The sequence below is a fragment of the Phenylobacterium sp. genome, from assembly GCF_036502675.1.
GTDB lineage: Bacteria > Pseudomonadota > Alphaproteobacteria > Caulobacterales > Caulobacteraceae > Phenylobacterium.
The window spans coordinates 14,825-32,644 of record NZ_DASXYF010000096.1; the positions used below are offsets into that span (position 1 = coordinate 14,825).

Annotated in this window: 19 protein-coding genes and 1 tRNA gene; 8 read left to right on the top strand and 12 right to left on the bottom strand. The window is 70.7% G+C overall.

All coding sequences use genetic code 11. The features are described from left to right. Positions 1-122: 122 nt before the first annotated feature. Positions 123-884 carry a hydroxyacylglutathione hydrolase gene (gene gloB / locus VGL30_RS12230; RefSeq protein ID WP_331540272.1) on the bottom strand — a complete coding sequence of 254 codons (762 nt, stop codon included), beginning with the start codon at positions 882-884 and terminating at the stop codon, positions 123-125. 113 nt (positions 885-997) lie between these two features. Between gloB and VGL30_RS12235 the strand changes: the two genes are divergently transcribed. Both VGL30_RS12235 and VGL30_RS12240 read left to right on the top strand, forming a co-directional pair. Continuing rightward, on the top strand, positions 998-1,840 hold the full coding sequence (locus VGL30_RS12235) for a class I SAM-dependent methyltransferase (protein WP_331540273.1): 843 nt from the start codon (positions 998-1,000) through the stop codon (positions 1,838-1,840). Continuing rightward, positions 1,837-2,181: a P-II family nitrogen regulator gene (locus VGL30_RS12240; protein WP_331540274.1), complete on the top strand. Its 345-nt coding sequence runs from the start codon at positions 1,837-1,839 to the stop codon at positions 2,179-2,181. The genes VGL30_RS12235 and VGL30_RS12240 overlap by 4 nt, the downstream gene beginning before the upstream one ends. Here the strand turns inward: VGL30_RS12240 and VGL30_RS12245 are convergent. Further along, on the bottom strand, positions 2,171-2,467 hold the full coding sequence (locus VGL30_RS12245; protein WP_414694989.1) for a DUF167 family protein: 297 nt from the start codon (positions 2,465-2,467) through the stop codon (positions 2,171-2,173). The two genes, VGL30_RS12240 and VGL30_RS12245, sit on opposite strands and share 11 nt — an antisense overlap. 16 nt (positions 2,468-2,483) lie before the next feature. Further along, entirely contained in the window at positions 2,484-2,795 is a 312-nt protein-coding gene (locus VGL30_RS12250; RefSeq protein ID WP_331540275.1) for a YggT family protein, read from the bottom strand. 141 nt (positions 2,796-2,936) lie between these two features. On the opposite strand from VGL30_RS12250, the gene VGL30_RS12255 reads away from it, so the two are divergent. Then, positions 2,937-3,012 (top strand) — tRNA-Ala (locus tag VGL30_RS12255). A 333-nt stretch (positions 3,013-3,345) separates the two neighbouring features. Here the strand turns inward: VGL30_RS12255 and VGL30_RS12260 are convergent. Next, a complete protein-coding gene (locus VGL30_RS12260) occupies positions 3,346-3,702 on the bottom strand; it encodes a hypothetical protein (protein WP_331540276.1) in 357 nt (118 codons plus the stop codon). 617 nt (positions 3,703-4,319) lie between these two features. On the opposite strand from VGL30_RS12260, the gene VGL30_RS12265 reads away from it, so the two are divergent. The 3 genes from VGL30_RS12265 to VGL30_RS12275 are packed head-to-tail and all read left to right on the top strand — an operon-like array spanning position 4,320 to position 6,714. Continuing rightward, positions 4,320-5,372 (top strand): type III polyketide synthase, encoded by a 1,053-nt coding sequence (locus VGL30_RS12265; RefSeq protein WP_331540277.1) that lies wholly within the window; start codon positions 4,320-4,322, stop codon positions 5,370-5,372. A gap of 4 nt (positions 5,373-5,376) precedes the next feature. Further along, positions 5,377-5,871 (top strand): isoprenylcysteine carboxyl methyltransferase family protein, encoded by a 495-nt coding sequence (locus tag VGL30_RS12270; RefSeq protein WP_331540278.1) that lies wholly within the window; start codon positions 5,377-5,379, stop codon positions 5,869-5,871. A gap of 42 nt (positions 5,872-5,913) precedes the next feature. Beyond that, the gene (locus tag VGL30_RS12275; RefSeq protein WP_331540279.1) at positions 5,914-6,714 is read left to right on the top strand and encodes a metallophosphoesterase family protein; all 801 of its coding nucleotides are present in this window, start codon (positions 5,914-5,916) and stop codon (positions 6,712-6,714) included. A gap of 12 nt (positions 6,715-6,726) precedes the next feature. On the opposite strand, the gene VGL30_RS12280 is transcribed toward VGL30_RS12275, so the two are convergent. The 7 genes from VGL30_RS12280 to VGL30_RS12310 form a co-directional block, all read right to left on the bottom strand. Next, on the bottom strand, positions 6,727-8,817 hold the full coding sequence (locus VGL30_RS12280) for a prolyl oligopeptidase family serine peptidase (RefSeq protein ID WP_414694990.1): 2,091 nt from the start codon (positions 8,815-8,817) through the stop codon (positions 6,727-6,729). Positions 8,818-8,875: 58 nt separating this feature from the next. Beyond that, entirely contained in the window at positions 8,876-10,522 is a 1,647-nt protein-coding gene (locus VGL30_RS12285) for a peptide ABC transporter substrate-binding protein (protein WP_331540280.1), read from the bottom strand. Between the two features lie 47 nt (positions 10,523-10,569). After that, the gene (locus tag VGL30_RS12290) at positions 10,570-10,839 is read right to left on the bottom strand and encodes an usg protein (RefSeq protein WP_331540281.1); all 270 of its coding nucleotides are present in this window, start codon (positions 10,837-10,839) and stop codon (positions 10,570-10,572) included. Between the two features lie 230 nt (positions 10,840-11,069). Further along, positions 11,070-11,612, bottom strand: a complete 543-nt coding sequence (locus tag VGL30_RS12295; RefSeq protein ID WP_331540282.1) for an NUDIX hydrolase — start codon at positions 11,610-11,612, stop codon at positions 11,070-11,072. A 25-nt stretch (positions 11,613-11,637) separates the two neighbouring features. After that, complete coding sequence (locus VGL30_RS12300; RefSeq protein WP_331540283.1) at positions 11,638-12,840, bottom strand: acetyl-CoA C-acyltransferase; 1,203 nt, start codon at positions 12,838-12,840, stop codon at positions 11,638-11,640. A gap of 43 nt (positions 12,841-12,883) precedes the next feature. After that, entirely contained in the window at positions 12,884-14,962 is a 2,079-nt protein-coding gene (locus tag VGL30_RS12305; RefSeq protein ID WP_331540284.1) for a 3-hydroxyacyl-CoA dehydrogenase NAD-binding domain-containing protein, read from the bottom strand. A gap of 160 nt (positions 14,963-15,122) precedes the next feature. Further along, positions 15,123-16,088 carry an NAD(P)H-quinone oxidoreductase gene (locus VGL30_RS12310; RefSeq protein ID WP_331540302.1) on the bottom strand — a complete coding sequence of 322 codons (966 nt, stop codon included), beginning with the start codon at positions 16,086-16,088 and terminating at the stop codon, positions 15,123-15,125. Between the two features lie 113 nt (positions 16,089-16,201). Here VGL30_RS12310 and VGL30_RS12315 point away from each other — a divergent pair, with 113 nt between their 5' ends. Both VGL30_RS12315 and VGL30_RS12320 read left to right on the top strand, forming a co-directional pair. Continuing rightward, positions 16,202-16,408 carry a DUF1192 domain-containing protein gene (locus VGL30_RS12315; protein WP_331540285.1) on the top strand — a complete coding sequence of 69 codons (207 nt, stop codon included), beginning with the start codon at positions 16,202-16,204 and terminating at the stop codon, positions 16,406-16,408. A gap of 105 nt (positions 16,409-16,513) precedes the next feature. Continuing rightward, positions 16,514-17,026 (top strand): DUF1465 family protein, encoded by a 513-nt coding sequence (locus VGL30_RS12320; RefSeq protein WP_331540286.1) that lies wholly within the window; start codon positions 16,514-16,516, stop codon positions 17,024-17,026. 549 nt (positions 17,027-17,575) lie between these two features. Here the strand turns inward: VGL30_RS12320 and rpmE are convergent. Next, on the bottom strand, positions 17,576-17,800 hold the full coding sequence (gene rpmE, locus VGL30_RS12325; RefSeq protein ID WP_331540287.1) for a 50S ribosomal protein L31: 225 nt from the start codon (positions 17,798-17,800) through the stop codon (positions 17,576-17,578). Positions 17,801-17,820 lie beyond the last annotated feature (20 nt).

A 17,820-nucleotide genomic window follows, 5' to 3' on the forward strand; every position in this document is an offset into this window, starting at 1 on the left:
TGCGGGGCAGGGGGACCGCCGCAGGCGGCGGAAGGGGAAAGCGGCGTGGCCGAAAAGGCCCCCTCAGTCAGCTTCGCCGGCAGATCCCTCAGAGGGGGAGCATCCGGAGGTGCGGGCCGCCCTCACCCCTTGAAGCCGTCCTTCGCCGCCCGCACGGCCCCGAACGCCTCGTCGTCCGGCCGGCCGCCGGCGCCCACCCGCGCCGCCAGCCGCGGCGCGCGCAGGAAGGGATTGGTGGCCTTCTCCAGCCCCATGGTGGTGGGCACGGTGGGCCGGCCCTGCTCGCGGGCGTCGAACACCTGCCGGGCCCGGGCCTGCAGCGCCGGGTCGTCGTCCACCGACAGGGCGAAGCGGGCGTTGGAGGCGGTGTACTCGTGGGCGCAGTAGACGGTGGTGCGGTCGGGCAGGGCGCTCAGCCGCTGCAGGCTGCTCCACATCTGCTTGGCCGTGCCCTCGAACAGCCGGCCGCAGCCGAGTGCGAACAGGGTGTCGCCCACGAAGGCGACGGCGTCGGCGGCGTCGTAAAAGGTGACGTGTCCCAGGGTATGCCCGCCGGTGTCGATCACCTCGAAGCGGGTCTCGCCCAGCTCCACCTGGTCGCCGTGGGCCACCACGCGGTCCACCGGGACCAGCCGCTCCACCTCCTTGGGGCCCACCGACTTCGCCCCGGTCGCCGCCTGGATCTCGGCGTTGCCGCCGGCGTGGTCGGGGTGCCAATGGGTGTTGAGGATGAAGTCGAGGCCCCAGTCCAGCCGCTTCAGCTCCGCCAGGATCGCGCCTGCGTCCGGGGTGTCGATGCAGGCGGTCCTGCCGGTGGCCTCGTCGCGGATCAGGAAGCCGTAGTTGTCCTCCAGGCAGGGGAACTGATGCACGGTGAGCGGCATGGGCGTCTCCTGGCGCGTGGCGGCCGGAAACGGCGTCCGTCACGCCCGACTTCTGGTTTCGGCCCTTGCGATTTAGGTTGCGCGAACCCCGAAGTCGAGCGTTCCCCTAGCGCATGCGCCGCGACGTCCTGGAACTCCGCCAGTTCTACGCCTCCGAACTGGGGCGCGCCGCGCGCGCCATGGTAGTCCGCAAGGTGGTCGAGAGCTGGGGCGACGGGCGCGGCCTCGACATCCTCGGCCTGGGCTACGCCACGCCCTTCCTCCACCCCTTGCGGCCCGCCGCCCGCCGGGTGGTGGCGGCCATGCCGGCCCAGCAGGGGGTGGAGGTCTGGCCGCACGGCGAGCGCAACCTGGCCTGCCTGACGGCGGAGGACGCCCTGCCGTTCAAGAACGCCCTGTTCGACCGGATCCTGGCCGTCCACGCCCTGGAGGAGAGCCCCGATCCCGCCGCCCTGCTGCGCGAGGTGTGGCGGGTGCTGGCCCCCTCGGGCCGGGTGATCGTCGCGGTCGCCGCCCGCAACGGGGTCTGGGGCGCTGCGGAATCCACCCCCTTCGGCCACGGCCGGCCCTACAGCCGCCGCCAGCTCGGCGAGCTGCTGCGCGAGGCGGAGCTGGAGCCCTCCGGCTGGACGCGCGCCCTCTACGTCCCGCCGGCGCCCTGGCTCGCCCGCTGGGCGGAGGGCTTCGAGCAGGTGGGCTCGCGCCTGTGGCCTGGGTTCGCCGGCCTGATGCTGATGGAAGCGGTGAAACAGACCTTCGCGGTCAAGCCCAAGGGGGTGCGGGTCCGCGCCCGGGTGCTTCGCCCGGCCCTGGCTCCGGCCCCCCTGGGCGGGGCGCCCGTTTCCAGGGCGCCTGCGGGTTCGCCGGCACGCGCCCCCTTGGAGCGGGGGCCCGAACGCCTTAGCCTGCAAGCGACTCTCGCCGTCCGCGCATTCTCGGGAGATGAAGCGCCATGAAGATGATCGTCGCTGTCATCAAGCCGAGCCGCCTCGACGCGGTGCTGGAGGCCGTCACGGAAGCCGGCGCCTCGGGCCTGACCGTCACCGAGGTGCGCGGCTACGGCCGCCAGCGCGGCAAGACCGAGGTCTACCGCGGCGCCGAGTACGAGGTGAAGCTGCTGCCGAAGGTGAAGCTGGAAATCGCCGTCCCCTCCGACATCTGCGACGCGGTGGTGGAGGCCGTGGCCCGCACCGCCAACACCGGCAAGATCGGCGACGGTAAGGTCTTCGTGCTCGACCTCGAACAGGCCCTGCGCATCCGCACCGGCGACAAGGACGCCGCCGCGATCACGGGCTGAGGCCCTGCCCCGGCGGCGGCCCGAACGCTGCGGCCAGGTCCGCCGCCTCTACACCGTCGATCTCCAGCCGCTTGAACCGCGCCGCCTGGCCGGAAACCAGCCGGGCCGCCGACTTCGGCCGTCCCAGCGCCTTGGCGACCAGCGCCGTCAGCGCCGCGTTCGCCCCGCCGTCCACCGCCGCCGCGGCCACGCGGACCTTCAGCACCGGCCGTCCCGCCGGATCGCGGGCCCAGCCCAGGATCTCGTCGCGGCCGGCGCGTGGCGTCACCTGCACCGCAAGGCGCACCGCCAGGGCCGCGGGGTCAGGCGAACTGCAGCAGGAAGCCCTGCAGCGCCGGCAGCAGGTAGCTGTGGACGCCCTGCAGGACCAGGATCACGACGATCGGACTGATGTCGACGCCGCCCAGCGGCGGGATGATCCGCTGCACCGGCGCCATCACCGGGCGGGTGACCGCCTCGAGGAAGTGGGCGACGCCGTAGACGAACTTGTTGCGCAGGTTGATCACGTCGAAGGCCACCAGCCACGACATCACCGCGTTGACGATGATCGCCCAGATGAGCAGCTGAAGCAGCCCGTCCACGATCGAGAAGACAAAGCCGATGATGGCGGCCATTCGGGCGTCCTTGTGCGGTTCGTGGCGCTTCTACGGGGCGCCCGGGCCGCTGGCAACCTGCGGAAGCCGCCGCCGCGGCGCCGCGGCCTGCGCGCCGTGGGTTGACAGGGAAGCCGTCTGACCCCTTATTCCGCGCCGCCTGGGGCCGTAGCTCAGTTGGTAGAGCGCCTCGTTCGCAATGAGGAGGTCAGCGGTTCGATTCCGCTCGGCTCCACCAGGCTTTTAGGGAATTCGACGGGTCAGCCCGAAGTCGGGCGCGCCTGCCTCGTGACTGTGTCGTAGCGACGCCTTGATGTAATCGGGCGTGCGAACGATGTCAGGCCGGCGGCGACGAGAGGGGCCGCTCACCCTGGGCCTCATAGATGCGTCGGAAGGCCCAGAAATCACACTTTCCGTCGTCCTCGACGGGTAGGGTGAAAGGCGGATGACCAGGACGCCGCCACCATTCGGCGGTGTTCAGCGGGGCCTTGCCGGCCAAGGGCTCCGCGCCCAGCTCACGCAACATGCGCTCCCAGGTGGGGCGATCAACAAACCGCCCCGGGAGCATCCGTCAGGCGGCGAGGGCCGCGAATTCGCGGCTCATGGGGACCTGCCGGCGATCCTCGACAATGCCGGCGGGGACGCCATAGGGAGGGAGACTCGCCAACTCCTCGACGCGGACCTTCGCGCCCAGGCGCTCGGACAGGATCACCTCCATCGCCCTCGGAATGTCGGCGATCACCTTGTCGGCGTTCGCATGCGAAAGGACCAGTTCGGGGAGATCGTCGCTCCAGACCCGAAGGCCGCCATCTTCGCGAGCCTCGAAGCTCACCCGGACCTTATAGATGGTGCTCGCGTTCACCTGAATGCCTCGTTCCGCCGACAACCAAGCGTCCACAAAGATAGCGTGCGTGGCCCAGATTGTCATTCGATCGTTGACAAATCGCTCGTCGGGAGTCCGGCTGCCGATTCTCTGGGCGGCCCCGCTTGGGATTGCGAACGACGTTCGCCTGATCCAGGTCGGGCTAAGCGGGGTACGAGCGCCGCTCGTATCCGATGGAACCCGTCGGGGCCTGGAAGCCGGCGCCGCGCGGCCATCGCAAGGCTCTACGTGCAGGATCGCAAGCCTATGCGGGCTCGCAGGATTTCGCGAACTTGGCCACGACCCTCGCCAGACTCCAAAGCTCCATCGGGCCGTTCGGTTGCTGTTCCTCAGCCACGCGCACCGCCTGGGCGTCAGTCTCGCATTCGATTTCAACTGCACGTCGAACGTGGCCGTGACCATCAAGGAAATACAGTCGATATCCCGTCACGTTATTGTCCCGCTAAAATCGGTGAAGAACCGCCAATCCTATTTCGATGAGCGCGTTCAATAGTATTCGTTAACAATACGTTAACTTTTAACATCGGACGGGGCGGCGTCGAATGCGTCGTATCGGCGCACGTCATCTGCTGGCCGGGCGCGCTGGCCTTGAACGGAGCCGGCTTCCCGGGAGGCCGGATGTGCGCCATTGTGCGCGCCCGTCCGGCCCCCGGAGCCGCGCCATGTCTTCGCCTGTCGCCCTTATGTCCCTCGCGACGGCGGATGCGCCGCACATGCTGTCCCAGGCCGACGCCCTGGCCGCCGCCTACCGCCTGTTCGAAAGCCGGGGCGCCTGGTTCGACCGGCTGGCGCCGGTGTTCGGCAACGCCGGCGTCCGCGCCCGCCAGACGGTGATGCCGCTCTCCTGGTATGCGGAGCCGCACGGCTGGCCGGACCGGGCCCAGGCCTATCTCGAAGGCGGCGACGCCCTGTTCGCCAAAGCGGCCCAGGCCGCGCTGGACGAGGCCGGCTGCACCGGCGCCGAGGTGGACATCGTCGTCACCGTCTCCTCCACCGGCATCGCCACCCCGGGGCTGGAGGCGCGGGCCATGCGGCGGCTGGGCTTCCGCGCCGACATCGCGCGGATCCCGGTGTTCGGCCTGGGCTGCGCCGGCGGGGCGACCGGCCTGGCGCTGGCCGCGCGGCTGGCGGCGGCGACGCCCGGGGCCACGGTGCTGCTGGTGGTGGTGGAGCTCTGCTCCCTGGCCTTCCGCCTGGACGCCCCCGGCAAGGCCGACATCGTCGCCACCTGCCTGTTCGGCGACGGGGCCGCGGCCTGCGTCCTGCGGGCCGGCGCCGAGGGGTTCGCCCACGTCACCGGCTTCGGCGAGCATACCTGGCCCGACACCCTGGACATCATGGGCTGGCGGGTCGATCCGCAGGGGCTGGGCGTGGTGTTCGCCCGCGCCATCCCGCCCTTCGCCCGGCGCAGGCTGCGTCCGGCGCTGACCGCCATCCTCCAGCGCCAGGGCCTGGCGCTGGAGGACGTCGGCCGGTTCCTCTGCCACCCCGGCGGGGCCAAGGTGATCGAGGCGCTGGAGGCGTCGCTCTCGCTCGGCCAGGGCGGACTGGACCACGAGCGCGAGGTGCTGGCCGCCCACGGCAACATGTCGGCGCCGACGGTGCTCTACGTCCTCGACCGCGCCCGTCGCGCCGGCCTGCCGGAACGTTCGGTGGTGACGGCGCTGGGGCCCGGCTTCACCGCCAGCGCGGTCACCCTCGCCCGCGCGGCCTGACCGCATGACGCCGGCCTTCGCCGTCCTGGCGCTGGTGACGCTGCAGCGCCTGGGGGAACTGGCGCTGGCCAACCGCAACACGCGCCGGCTGCTGGCCCGCGGCGGCGTGGAAAGCGCCCCGCGGCACTATCCCGTGATCGTCGGCCTGCACGCCGCCTGGCTGGCCGGCCTCTGGGCGCTGGGCCGGGACCGGCCGGTGAGCCTGCCCTGGCTGGGCCTCTTCCTCGCGTTGCAGGTCCTTCGCATCTGGGTGATCGCCAGCCTGGGCGGGCGCTGGACCACGCGGATCATCACCCTGCCGGGCGAGGCGCCGGTGCGGTGCGGGCCCTACCGCTTCCTGCCGCATCCCAATTACCTGGTGGTGGCCGGCGAGATCGCGGTGCTGCCGCTGGCCCTGGGGCTGCCGGCCTATGCGGCGGTGTTCTCGGCGCTCAACGCCGGTGTGCTATGGGTGCGGGTCCGCGCGGAGAACGCAGCCCTACGCGCCGCTTCGCGTTGATGCGCCGGCGCGCGGCGCCTATTTTGCAATACGATCAGGAGCATGTCCCGCTTGTTTTCCCGACTGTTCGGCAAACCGCTTCCGGCCCCGGCTCCGCCGTCCACGGCCGGACGGCTGGTCTACGCCGTCGGCGACGTGCACGGACGCCTCGACCTGCTGCAGCCGCTGGCGGCCAGCCTCACGGCCGACATGGCGCAGAGCGCCTTCGCGGAGCGGCCGTTGCTGGTGTTCCTGGGCGATTATGTGGACCGGGGGCCGGCCAGCGCCGGGGTGATCGAGCTGATCCTGGAGCTTTCCACCGAAGCTGACATCGAGGTGCGCGCGCTGAAGGGCAACCACGAGGAGGCGATGCTGGCCTTCCTCGACGACCCGGCCTTCGGGGCCACCTGGATGGCGCACGGCGGGGCGGCGACGCTGGCCTCCTACGGCGTCCAGCCGCCGGCCGCGCGGACCGACCCGGAGGCGTGGGCCGAGATCCGCGAGGCCTTCGCCGGGGCCTTGCCCGCGACGCACCTGGCGTTCCTGCAGGGGCTCGGGCTGATGACCACGGTCGGGGACTACGCCTTCGTGCATGCCGGCGTGCGGCCCGGGGTCCCGCTGGACCGGCAGAGCGAGCACGATCTCCTGTGGATCCGCTACGAGTTCCTGGACGCGCCCGGACCCTTCGAGAAGATCGTCGTCCATGGCCACACGCCCATGGAGCAGCCGCAGCTGACGCTTCGCCGCCTGGGGATCGACACCGGCGCCTACGCCACCGGCGTGCTGACCGCCGTCCGGCTGGAAGGCGACAGCCAGCGGATCATCCAGGCCCACGCCCGCAAGCCGGCCGCCGCCACGGCCTGAGCCGCCGGCCGCTCAGTCCATCAGCTTGCGGATGAGATAGGCGTATTCCAGCGCCAGCCGCTTGGCGGTCTCGTTGAGGTTGGCCGCCGCGGCGTGGCCGCCGTCGATGTTCTCGTAATAGAGGTAGGGATAGCCGAAGGCCTTCAGCCGGGCGGCGGCCTTGCGGGCGTGGGCGGGATGCACGCGGTCGTCCTTGGTGGAGGTCTCGATGTAGACCTCCGGATAGGGCCGGCCGGCGCGCAGGTTCTGGTAGGGCGAATAGCTCTCCAGCACCGCCCGCTCCGCCGGATCGGCCGGGTCGCCGTATTCCCCCACCCAGGAGGCGCCGGCGCCGATGTGGGTGAAGCCCAGCATGTCGAACAGCGGCACCTGGATGACGATGGCGTGGTAGAGCTCCGGCCGCTGGGTCAGGGCCACGCCCATCAGCAGGCCGCCGTTGGAGCCGCCCATGATCCCCAGCCGGCGCGGCGAAGTGATCTTCCGCGCGATCAGGTCTTCCGAGACCGCGAAGAAGTCGTCGTAGACCTTCTGGCGGTTGAGCTTCAGCCCGGCGTTGTGCCAGGCCGGCCCGAACTCCCCGCCGCCGCGGATGTTGGCCACCACATAGACCCCGCCGCGCTCCAGCCAGAGCTTGCCCACCGCGCCGGAATAGGCCGGCGTCTGCGAGACCTGGAAGCCGCCGTAGGCGTAGAGCAGGGTCGGCGCCTGGCCGTCGAACTTCAGGTCCTTCGGCCGGACCACGAAGTAGGGAACCCGGGTCCCGTCCCTGGAGGTCGCCCAGAACTGCTCGACCACGTGCTTCGAGGCGTCGAAGCGGGCGGGCATGGTCTTCAGCACCTCGCGCGCGCCGGAGCCGGCGTCGGCCAGCCACTGGGTGTTGGGCGTCAGGAAGCCGGTGACGCCCAGGATCAGCCGGTCGTCGTCGTGCGAGGCCGAGGCGATGCCGATGGAGGCCTCCTTCGGCAGGTCGAGCTTGCTGGCGGTCCAGCCGGCCGGGCCGTGCCGGAAGCTGAGCACCGCGCCCTTCACGTTCTCGTAGAGCGCGACCACGAGGCGGTCGCGGGTGGCGGCGGCCTGCTCGATGGACTGGCTGGCGTCGGGCCGCAGGATCAGCTGCGGCCGGGCCGCGGCGGGGTCCGCCTTCAGCGTGGCCAGGTCGTAGGCGGCCAGGTCGCCGGTCTTCAACCCGCGCGCGTCCCAGTCCTGCTCCAGGGTGAAGACCAGCTGGCCGTCTACCAGCCCCTGGATCGTCGACTTCAGCGGCAGGGGCAGCTTCACCGGGCCCTTGTCGGTCAGCAGGTGGTATTCGCTCTCGAAGAAGCTGACGGCGCGCACGGCCAGGGCCGCGGCCACCCGCCCGTCGGCGTCGCGCAGCACCATGGGCGCGGCCGTCACGTCGGTCCTCGACCCGCGGAACACCTCGCTGGCGGCCGACAGCGGCGTCCCCCGCGTCCAGGCCTTGAGGATGTAGGGATAGCTGGAGTCCGTCAGCGTCCCCGGCCCCCAGTCGCGGCCGATCAGCAGGGTGTCGGCGTCCAGCCAGGCTGCGTCCTGCTTGCTCTGCGGCGAGACGAAGCCGCCGGCCGGGAAGGTCCCGGTGCTCGCGTCGAATTCGCGGACGGTCACGGCGTCCTTGCCGCCGTCGGAGAGCTGCACCAGGCACAGGCGATCGGCGGGGGGCAGGCAGGCGGCGCCCTTCCAGACCCAGTTGGCCTTCTCCGCCTTGGCCAGGGCGTCGAGGTCGAGCAGGGTGCGCCACGCGGGTTCGGGCTTGCGGTAGTCGTCCGGCGTCGCGCTGCGCCAGACGCCGCGCACGTGGTCGGCGTCCTGCCAGAAGGAGCGCAGGGTCCTGTCGCCGGCGAAGTCCACGCCGGGGATGCGGTCTCTGGCGGTGACGATGGCCAGGGCGTCGGCGTAGAGGCCGGCGTAGCGCGGGTCGTTCTGCAGCACCGGCAGGGACCGCGCGTTCTCGGCGCGGGCGAAGGCCAGCGCCCGGTCGCCCTCGATCTCTTCCAGATAGGCGTTGGGATCGGGCATGGCGGGCGAGGCTCGGGCGGGGGCGGCTGCGACGCAGAGCAGGGCGGCGAGCAGGGTCGGCGTCATCGGCGGACCATCGCCCGCGCCGCGCCGGCTGGCAACGCGCCGCGGGGACCGGCGGCCCCTACCGCCCCTTCACGCACAGCCAGCGGGCGCGGTGGGTGTGGGTGGCGTTGTCGACCCAGCCGGTGATCCGCGGGCTCACCAGGGCGCGGTTCACCACATAGTAGACGGGCGCGATGGTCGCATCGTCCAGCATCATCTGCTCGGCCCGCCCCAGGATCTTCGCCCGGCGGCCGACGTCGGGCTCCCGGTCTGCGGCGGCGAGCAGGGCGTCGTAGGCCGGGTTCCGGTAGTCGCCGTAGTTCTGGGCGCCGGTGTCGGACTTGAACAGCGCCAGGAAGGTCAGCGGATCGTCGTAGTCGGCGTACCAGCTGATCGGCGCCGCCTGGAAATCGCGGGCGGTATAGGCGGCGAAGGCGATCTGCCCCTCGTTCTGCAGCAGGCTGGCCTCGGCGCCGACCAGTTTCCAGTCCGCCTGCAGCGCCTGGCCGATCAGCTGGGTGTCGGGGCTGTTGGCGGCCTTGATCTCGAATTTCAGCGGCCGGCCGGGGCCATAGCCCGCCGCCGCCAGCAGCCGGCGCGCCTCGGCCTGCCGCGAGGCGAAGGGCAGGGCCGCCCAGGGCGGCGGCGCGACGGGCGCATAGCTGGCGATGCCGGGCGGGACGAAAGCGTAGGCCGGGATCTGCCCGGCGCGCATCAGCTTGCCGGTGATGAATTCGCGGTCCACCGCCAGGGACAGCGCCCGGCGCACCCGCACGTCCTTGAACGGCGCGAAATCGGCGGTGTTGAAGATCAGGTAGACGGTGGCCAGCGTCGAGTGGGTGCGCACATAGCCGCCCAGGGTCGCCTTCAGCCGGCCGATGCGGTTCGACTGGAACGAGGTGTTCAGGTCCAGCTCGCCGCGGGCGACGCGGCGCTCGGCGGCGACGGAGTCGGTGGTCGGGTAGTAGTCGATGCGGTCGACGCAGACCTGGGCGGCGTCCCAGAACCGCGGGTTCTTCTCCACGCGCAGGTAGTCGCCCAGCCGCCAGCTCACCAGCCGGTAGGCCCCGTTGGAGACGTAGCGGCCGGGCTGCGTCCACCCCTCGCCCCAGCGCTGCACCACATGCCTGGGCACGGGGAAGAAGCTCTGGTGCTTGGCGAGCTGCGGCAGGTAGGGGACGGGATGCTCCAGGGTGAGCTGCAGCGTGCGCGCGTCCAGCGCCCGGGCGCCCAGGGTCTCGGGGGCCGCCTTGCCGGCGTTCACCGCCTGGCCGTTCTTCAGCACCGCCACCAGGTAGGCGTAGGTGGCGGCGGTGGCGGGATCGAGGATGCGGCGGTAGGCGTAGACGAAGTCGCCGGCGGTGACCGGCGCGCCGTCCGACCACCGGGCCTCGCGCAGGTGGAAGGTCCAGACCAGGCCGTCGGGGCTGGTCTCCCAGGAGGTCGCCATGCCGGGGACCGCCGAGCCGTCCGGCGCATCGGTGGTCAGCCCCATCATCAGGTCGCCGATGACCACCGCCTCGTCGACCAGCTGGCTGGTCTGGGGGTCCAGGGTCGAGGGCTCCGAGCTGTTGCCGTACTCCAGGCAGACCTGGCCGGCGGCGCAGGCCGGGCGCTCCGGCTTGCCCTGGCAGGCGCAGACGGCGAGGACGGCGGCGCAGGCCACGACGGCCAGGCCCGCGCGCTGAAATGCGATCCGGAGGAGAGACGCGGCCAGATTCGACACGATGGGCGGATAAGTCCCATCCGTGCGCCCTCTTGTCGACCGGCGCCTCAGTGGATGCGGAACTCGCCCATGGTCTTGAGCTCGGCCGGCTTGATCAGCCGGTCGTGCGCCACCCGCACGGAGAACAGGGCGCCGTCCAGCGTCCGCGTCCAGAAATCGAGGAAGCGGCGCAGCTCGGGGAACTTGGGGAACAGGTCGTAGTCCTGCCAGACGTAGCTCTGCAGCAGGGCCGGATGGTCCGGCATGCGGTAGACGATCTCGGCCGTGGTCAGGCCATAGCCTTGGATTTGCTTAACGAACCCGGACGAAACGCTCATCGAGGACCTCGGGGTCTTACGTCTCCTGGCGAGCGGGAATCACCCGCCTGTTTGGAAATCTAGCGCCTCCATCTCTGAATGCTTCATGAATTCAAATATCTAGCACTCAACAAACGCTACTGCTGCCAGATCGGGCGTCCTCCGCGCGCGGATGAACCTGTCGCCATGAAAACGGGCGCCCGGCGCAAGAGTTTGATCGGGGCCGAAAAGACGCTGCGAATCGGTCGGCGTCAGAAGAGCTCGGGCCGGCGGACTTTGAGCGCCAGGGTGAGGACCAGCGTCTTCATGTCCTCGATCTCCCCGGACTCCACCTGCCGCCAGAGCTCGGCCAGCGGGGTTTCCACCACGGTGATCGCCTCCTGCTCGTGCGCCACCCCGCCGCCCGCGCCGATGCGGTCGGCGAGCGCGTAGGGGGCCAGGAACAGGTCGATGCGCTCGGTGGAGACCCCCGGCATGGCGTAGGGCCGGCCCACGAACTCCAGGTCGGTCAGCCGCACCCCGGTCTCCTCCATCGCCTCGCGGCGGGCGGCGGTCTCGGGGTCGTCGGCGTCGAGCATGCCGGCCGGCGCCTCCAGCAACTCGTCCGGCCCGCCTTGCCAGATCACCGGCGGGCGGCCCTGGCGCACCAGCAGCGCCGTGCGGCGCCCGGGGTCGTAAGGGAGCACCGCGGCGGCGCTGCCGTGGTGCTCGATCTCACGCCGGATCTCGACGCCGTCGTCGTCCGCCAGGGTCGCCAGATAGAACGTCGACCACCCCTTGTGGAGGACGTCCATCCGGCGGATCCGGAACGGCATCGGCTCAGAAGATCTCGAACAGCCCCGCCGCGCCCATGCCGCCGCCGACGCACATGGTGACGACGCCGTACTTCGCCCCGCGGCGCTTGCCCTCGATCAGCAGGTGGCCGGTGCAGCGGGCGCCGGTCATGCCGAAGGGGTGGCCGATGGAGATCGAGCCGCCCGAGACGTTGAGCAGCTCGTTGGGAATGCCCAGCTTGTCGCGGCAGTAGAGCACCTGGCAGGCGAAGGCCTCGTTCAGCTCCCAGATGCCGATGTCGTCCATCTTCAGGCCGGTGCGCTCCAGCAGCTTCGGGATGGCGAAGACCGGGCCGATGCCCATCTCCTCCGGTCCGCAGCCGGCCACCGCCATGGCGCGGTAGACGCCCAGCGGCTGCATCCCGCGGCGCTCGGCCTCCTTGGCCTCCATCAGCACCACGGCGGCCGAGCCGTCGGAAAGCTGCGAGGCGTTGCCGGCGGTGATGAATCGGCCCTCCTTGACCTGCAGCCCGTTCTTGAACACCGGCGGCAGCTTCTTCAGGTCCTCCAGGGTGGTCTGCGGGCGGTTGCACTCGTCCTGGCGGATGGTGATCTCCCGGTCGGAGGTCTCGCCCGTCTCCTTGCTGGTCACCTTCATGACCGTGGTCATCGGCGCGATTTCGGCGTCGAAGCGGCCCTCCGACTGGGCCAGGGCGGTCCGCTGCTGCGATTGCAGCGAATACTCGTCCTGGGCGTCGCGGCTGATCCCGTAGCGCTCGGCGACGATCTCGGCGGTCTCGATCATGGTCATGTAGAGTTGGGGGATCCGCTCCGTCAGCCACGGGTCCTGGCTCATGTAGGTGTTCTTCTTGTCGTTCTGCACCAGGCTGATCGACTCCACCCCGCCGCCGACCGCGATGGGCGCGCCGTCGTTGATGATCTCCTTGGCGGCCGTGGCGATGGCCATCAGGCCCGAGGCGCACTGCCGGTCGAGGCTCATGCCGGAGACGGTCTGCGGCAGGCCGGCGCGCAGCGCCGCCTGGCGGGCGGTGTTGCTGCCGGTCGTGCCCTGCGGGGCGGCGCAGCCCATCACCACGTCGTCGATCTCGCCGGGGTCGACGCCGGCCCGCGCCACCGCCGCCTGGATCGCGTGGCCGCCGAGCGTGGCGCCGTAGGTGTTGTTGAACGCGCCCCGGAACGACTTGCCGAGGGGGGTGCGGGCGGTGGAGACGATGACGGCTTCGCGCATGAACGGTTCCTTGTTGTGCGCCCTTCGCGGGGCGGGTGTGTCGTCAGGACTGGGTGAAGGTCTTGCCCTCGGCCGCCAGCTTTTCCAGCAGGGGCGCGGGCTTGAAGCGGGGCCCCAGCTCGGTCTCGTAGTGCTTGAGCCGGGCCAGGACCTTATCCAGACCGACCTGGTCGGCGTAGTACATGGGGCCGCCGCGGTAGATCGGCCAGCCGTAGCCGTTGACCCAGATCACGTCGATGTCGGAGGCCCGCTGGGCTATGCCCTCCTCGAGGATCTTGGCGCCTTCGTTGACCATCAGGAACAGGGTGCGTTCCAGGATTTCCTCCTGGCTCGCCTGCCGCGGCCTGACCCCGGCCTTGGCGCGGATGTCGGCCAGGATCTTCTCGGTGACGGGCGAGGGCGTGGCGTTGCGCTTCTCGTCGTAGTCGTAGTAGCCGCCGCCGGTCTTCTGTCCCCGCCGGTCCATCTCGCAGAGGATGTCGCGCAGGGTGGCGCCGGTGGATTCCGCCCGCACCCAGCTCACGTCCAGCCCGGCCAGGTCGCTCATGGCGAAGGGGCCCATGGCGAAGCCGAAGTCGGTCAGGGCCTTGTCCACGTCCCAGGGCGCGGCGCCCTCGAAGGCGATGGCCTGGCCCTCGTCCTGCCGCTGGGCCAGGATGCGGTTGCCGACGAAGCCGTGGCAGACGCCCACCAGCACCGGGATCTTGCCGATGGTCTTGGAGAGCTTCATCGCGGTGGCGATGACGTCCTTGGCGGTCTTCGCGCCGCGCACCACCTCCAGCAGCTTCATGACGTTGGCCGGCGAGAAGAAGTGCAGGCCGATCACGTCCTGCGGCCGGCCGGTGACGCCGGCGATCTCGTCGACGTCGAGGCGCGAGGTGTTGGTGGCCAGGATCGCGCCCGGTTTGCAGACGGCGTCCAGGCGCTTGAAGATGTCCTTCTTGATGTCCATCCGCTCGAAGACCGCCTCGATCACCAGGTCGGCGTCCTTCAGCGACTCCAGGTCCAGCGTGCCGGCGATGCGGCCCATGCGCTCCTCGACCTGGGCGGCGGTGACGCCGCCGCGCGAGGCGGTGCGTTCGTAGTTCTTGCGGATCACGCCCAGGCCGCGGTCGAGCGCGTCCTGCTTCACCTCCACCAGCGTCACCGGCACGCCGGCGTTGGCGAAGTTCATGGCGATGCCGCCGCCCATGGTGCCGGCGCCGATGATTCCGACGCGCCTGATCGGGCGCAGCGGCGTGTCGTCCGGCACGTCGGCCACCTTCTGGGCCGCCCGCTCGGCGAAGAAGGCGTAGCGCTGGGCGGCCGACTGCGGGCCGGCGACCAGCTCGGTGAACAGCCGCCGCTCTTCCTTCATCCCCTCGTCGAAGGGCAGGTTCACCGCCGCCTCGACGGCCTTGATGTTGTTCTCCGGGGCCACGAAGCCGCGGAACTTCCGGGCGCCCGCCTTGCGGAAATCGGCGAAGATCTGGGGCTTGCCCCTGGCCGCCTGCAGCTTCTCGTCCTGGTCGCGGATCTTCCGCAGGGGGCGGTTCTCGGCGGCCATCCTGCGGGCGAAGGCGATCGCCGCCTCGCGCAGCTTGCCTTCCTCCGCCAGTTCGTCGATCAGGCCCATCTCCAGGGCCTGCCTGGCCGGCACGTGCTCGCCGGAGGTGACCATCTGCAGCGCCTTCTCCACGCCGACGATGCGCGGCAGGCGCTGGGTGCCGCCGGCGCCGGGCAGCAGGCCGATGTTCACTTCCGGCAGGCCGAGCTTGGCCGACGGGACGGCCACGCGGTAGTGGGCGCAGAGCGCCACCTCCAGCCCGCCGCCCAGCGCCGTGCCGTGGATCGCCGCCACCGTGGGCTTGGGCGCGCCCTCCAGCATGGCCTGCACCTCGGCCATGGCGGCGCCCTTCGGCGGCTTGCCGAACTCGCTGATGTCGGCGCCGGCGATGAAGGTGCGGCCGGCGCAGATCAGCACCACCGACTTCGCGGCTGGATCCTCGCCGGCCTGCTTCAGCGCCTGGCGCAGGCCGTCCCGCACGGTGGCGGACAGGGCGTTCACCGGCGGGGAGTTCACGGTGACCACCGCGACGTCGCCCTCGAGGGTCAGGTCGGTGACGGGATTTACGGCGGTCATCGGCGCATCCTCTCTAAGGGGTTTGCGGCGGCGCCCGGACGGGTCCGGCGGCCGGATTCACACGCTGGTTACAGGGGCGGCCTGGCCCACGCCACCCAAAATCTCCGGGCTTTTCAGCGGCGCCGGAAACAGTACCCGGCGTCTCCGGTTGAGCTGCCGCTCACGCGACCAGGATCAGCTTGCCCACGAAGTCGCCGCTCTCCATCAGGGCGTGCGCCTTGCCGGCCTCGGCCAGCGGGAAGGTGCGGTCCACCGGCGGGCGCACCAGGCCGGAGCGGACCCAGGGCCAGACCTTCTCCTCCACGGCGCGGGTGATCCGCGCCTTCTCGTCGGCGTCGCGCGGCCGCAGGGTGGAGCCGGTGACCACGGCGCGCTTCATCATCAGCTTGTTGATGTTGAGCGTGACCTCCCCGCCGGCCTGGGCGGCGACGTGGACGATCCGCCCGCCGGTCTTCAGCACATCGAGGTTCTTGGCGAAATAGTCGCCGCCCACCATGTCCAGCACCACGTCGCAGCCGCCGGCCGCCTTGACCACGGCGGCGAAGTCCTCGGCGGTGGAGTCGATCGCCAGGTCGCAGCCCAGCTCGCGCGCCGCCCGGGCCTTGGCCGCGCCGCGCGCCGTGCCGATCACCCGGGCGCCCGCCGCCTTGGCCATCTGGATGGCGGTCGTCCCGATGCCGGAGGTGGCGCCGTGCACCATCAGGGTTTCCCCCGCCTTCAGGCCGGCGTGCTCGAAGACGTTGGCGAACACCGTGAGCACCGTCTCCGGCAGGGCGGCGGCCTGGACGAAGTCCATGTCCTCGGGAATCGGCAGGGCGTGGCGGGCGTCCACCACGGCGTATTCCGCGTAGCCGCCGCCGCCCAGCAGCGCGCAGACCCGGTCGCCCGCCTTCCAGCGGCCGGCGGGCGCGGCGACTTCGCCGGCGACTTCCAGCCCCAGGGTGGCCGGCACGCCGGGCGGCGGCGGGTAGAAGCCCTTGCGCTGCATCGTGTCGGCGCGGTTCAGCCCGGCGGCGCGCACGCGGATCAGGATCTGGCCGGGGCCCGGCGCGGGCCGCGGCGCGGTGACGAGGCGCAGGGCTTCGGCGGGCGCGCCCTTGCCGCCCTCCACCGCGACCGCCTGCATGGTTTCACCGCCGTTTGATCCGCTCACCGCATTCTCCCGTCTTGCGCGCCGTCATGGTCCGCGATCAGATACAGGGCGGCAGGGGACTGGGCAAAGCATGCTCTCGGAACGCCATGGATGAGCCCGCGGATATCCGCACCTCGCGCGGCCAGCGCCTGGCCGAGGCCGTGCGCGAGGATCTGGAGCTGTACGCCGTCGCCGAACTCGAAGGGCGTATCGCCGTCCTCGAGGCGGAAATCGAAAGGGTTCGGGCGCAAATTGACAGGAAGCGCGCGGGGCGGGCCGCTGCGGATGCGCTGTTCGGGGGGCCGAAAGGCTGAAACCGAGGCTATGTGAGGGAAATTCCGTCGTCTGGCACGGGGGTTGCACCTGCGACCTCGAGTTCAGTCCGCCGTCCGCGGACGGCATGATAAGGTTGGGGAATGATGACCGACGGTATCGCCACAGGCGCGTCGCAAGGCGCGCATGTGATTCAGGACTTCGCGCGCTCCGAGCTGTTCGACCGCACGTTCCATGAGGGCATGGAGCTGGTGGAGGAGACCGCGACCTACCTGGACGGCGGCGGACGTCAGGAATCCAAGCTGCTGTCCCGCAATGCGGCCCTGGCCTATGCGTCGGAAAGCATGCGGCTGACCACCCGGCTGATGCAGGTGGCGTCCTGGCTGCTGGTGCAGCGCGCCGTGCGCGAGGGCGACATGCCGCCGGAGGCCGCCTGCGAGGACCGCTACCGCCTGGGCGCCGAGGACGTCTGCCGCGCGACGGGCTCCGAATCCTGCGAGGACCTGCCCTCGGGCCTGCTGCTGCTGCTGGACCGCTCCGAGCGCCTCTACGACCGCGTGCGCCACCTCGACCGCCGGATGTACGTCGAGACCGCGCCGGAAGGCGCCCATCCGGTGCTGGCCCAGTATGACCGCCTGCGGACGGCCTTCGGGGCATAGGGCTACCGGCCGAAGCGTCACCGAAATAGAGCACGGCGTCTCCGGGTTGAGCCCGTTCGACACCCCGGCCCATCCTCCTCTCAGACGTCGAGGACCTATGGCCGCCGCATTCCCCCCGAACCCTCCTTCGCCCCGAACCCTCCTTCGCAACGTCCGCCTGGGCCTGGCGAGCGGTCCGTATGGCGCCCCATAATGTTCTATATTTGTTCTTGTCACCCCGGCGCTGCCGCGTTATCCTGGGGGAAACCCGGTGCTGGCCGGGCCGGCCTTTAATGACGCCGGACTTCGCCGCAAGCCCGCCGACACGAACTCGCCGATTCTCTTCCCTGGGGGGAAGGGAGGACCGCCAAGAGTCAGGGGCGCGGGGTGTTTACCGGTCAACCCCCCGGTCAACGCCTCGGGCCGGGGCGAACCCGCTGCCGGCGCCTTGCAAGGCTATGAAATGATGAGAGGAATCATCAGACCGCGGCCGCAGACAACCGCCCGCAGAGGTGTTGGCCGCCAGTACGAAAAGTGTTTACCGACGTAAGGGTCGGTCGCTCCTGCGCCCTATTTGCGCGTGAAGGCGCCGAACTTGGCGTTGAAGCGCGAGACGCGGCCGCCGCGGTCCAGTAGTTGCTGGTTGCCGCCGGTCCAGGCCGGGTGGGTCTTCGGATCGATGTCCAGGTTCAGGGTCGCGTCCGGCTTGCCGTAGGTCGAGCGGGTGCGGTAGCTGCTGCCGTCCGTCATCACCACGGTGATGAAGTGGTAGTCGGGATGGGTCTCGGGTTTCATCGCAGAGGCGCCTGAAGTAA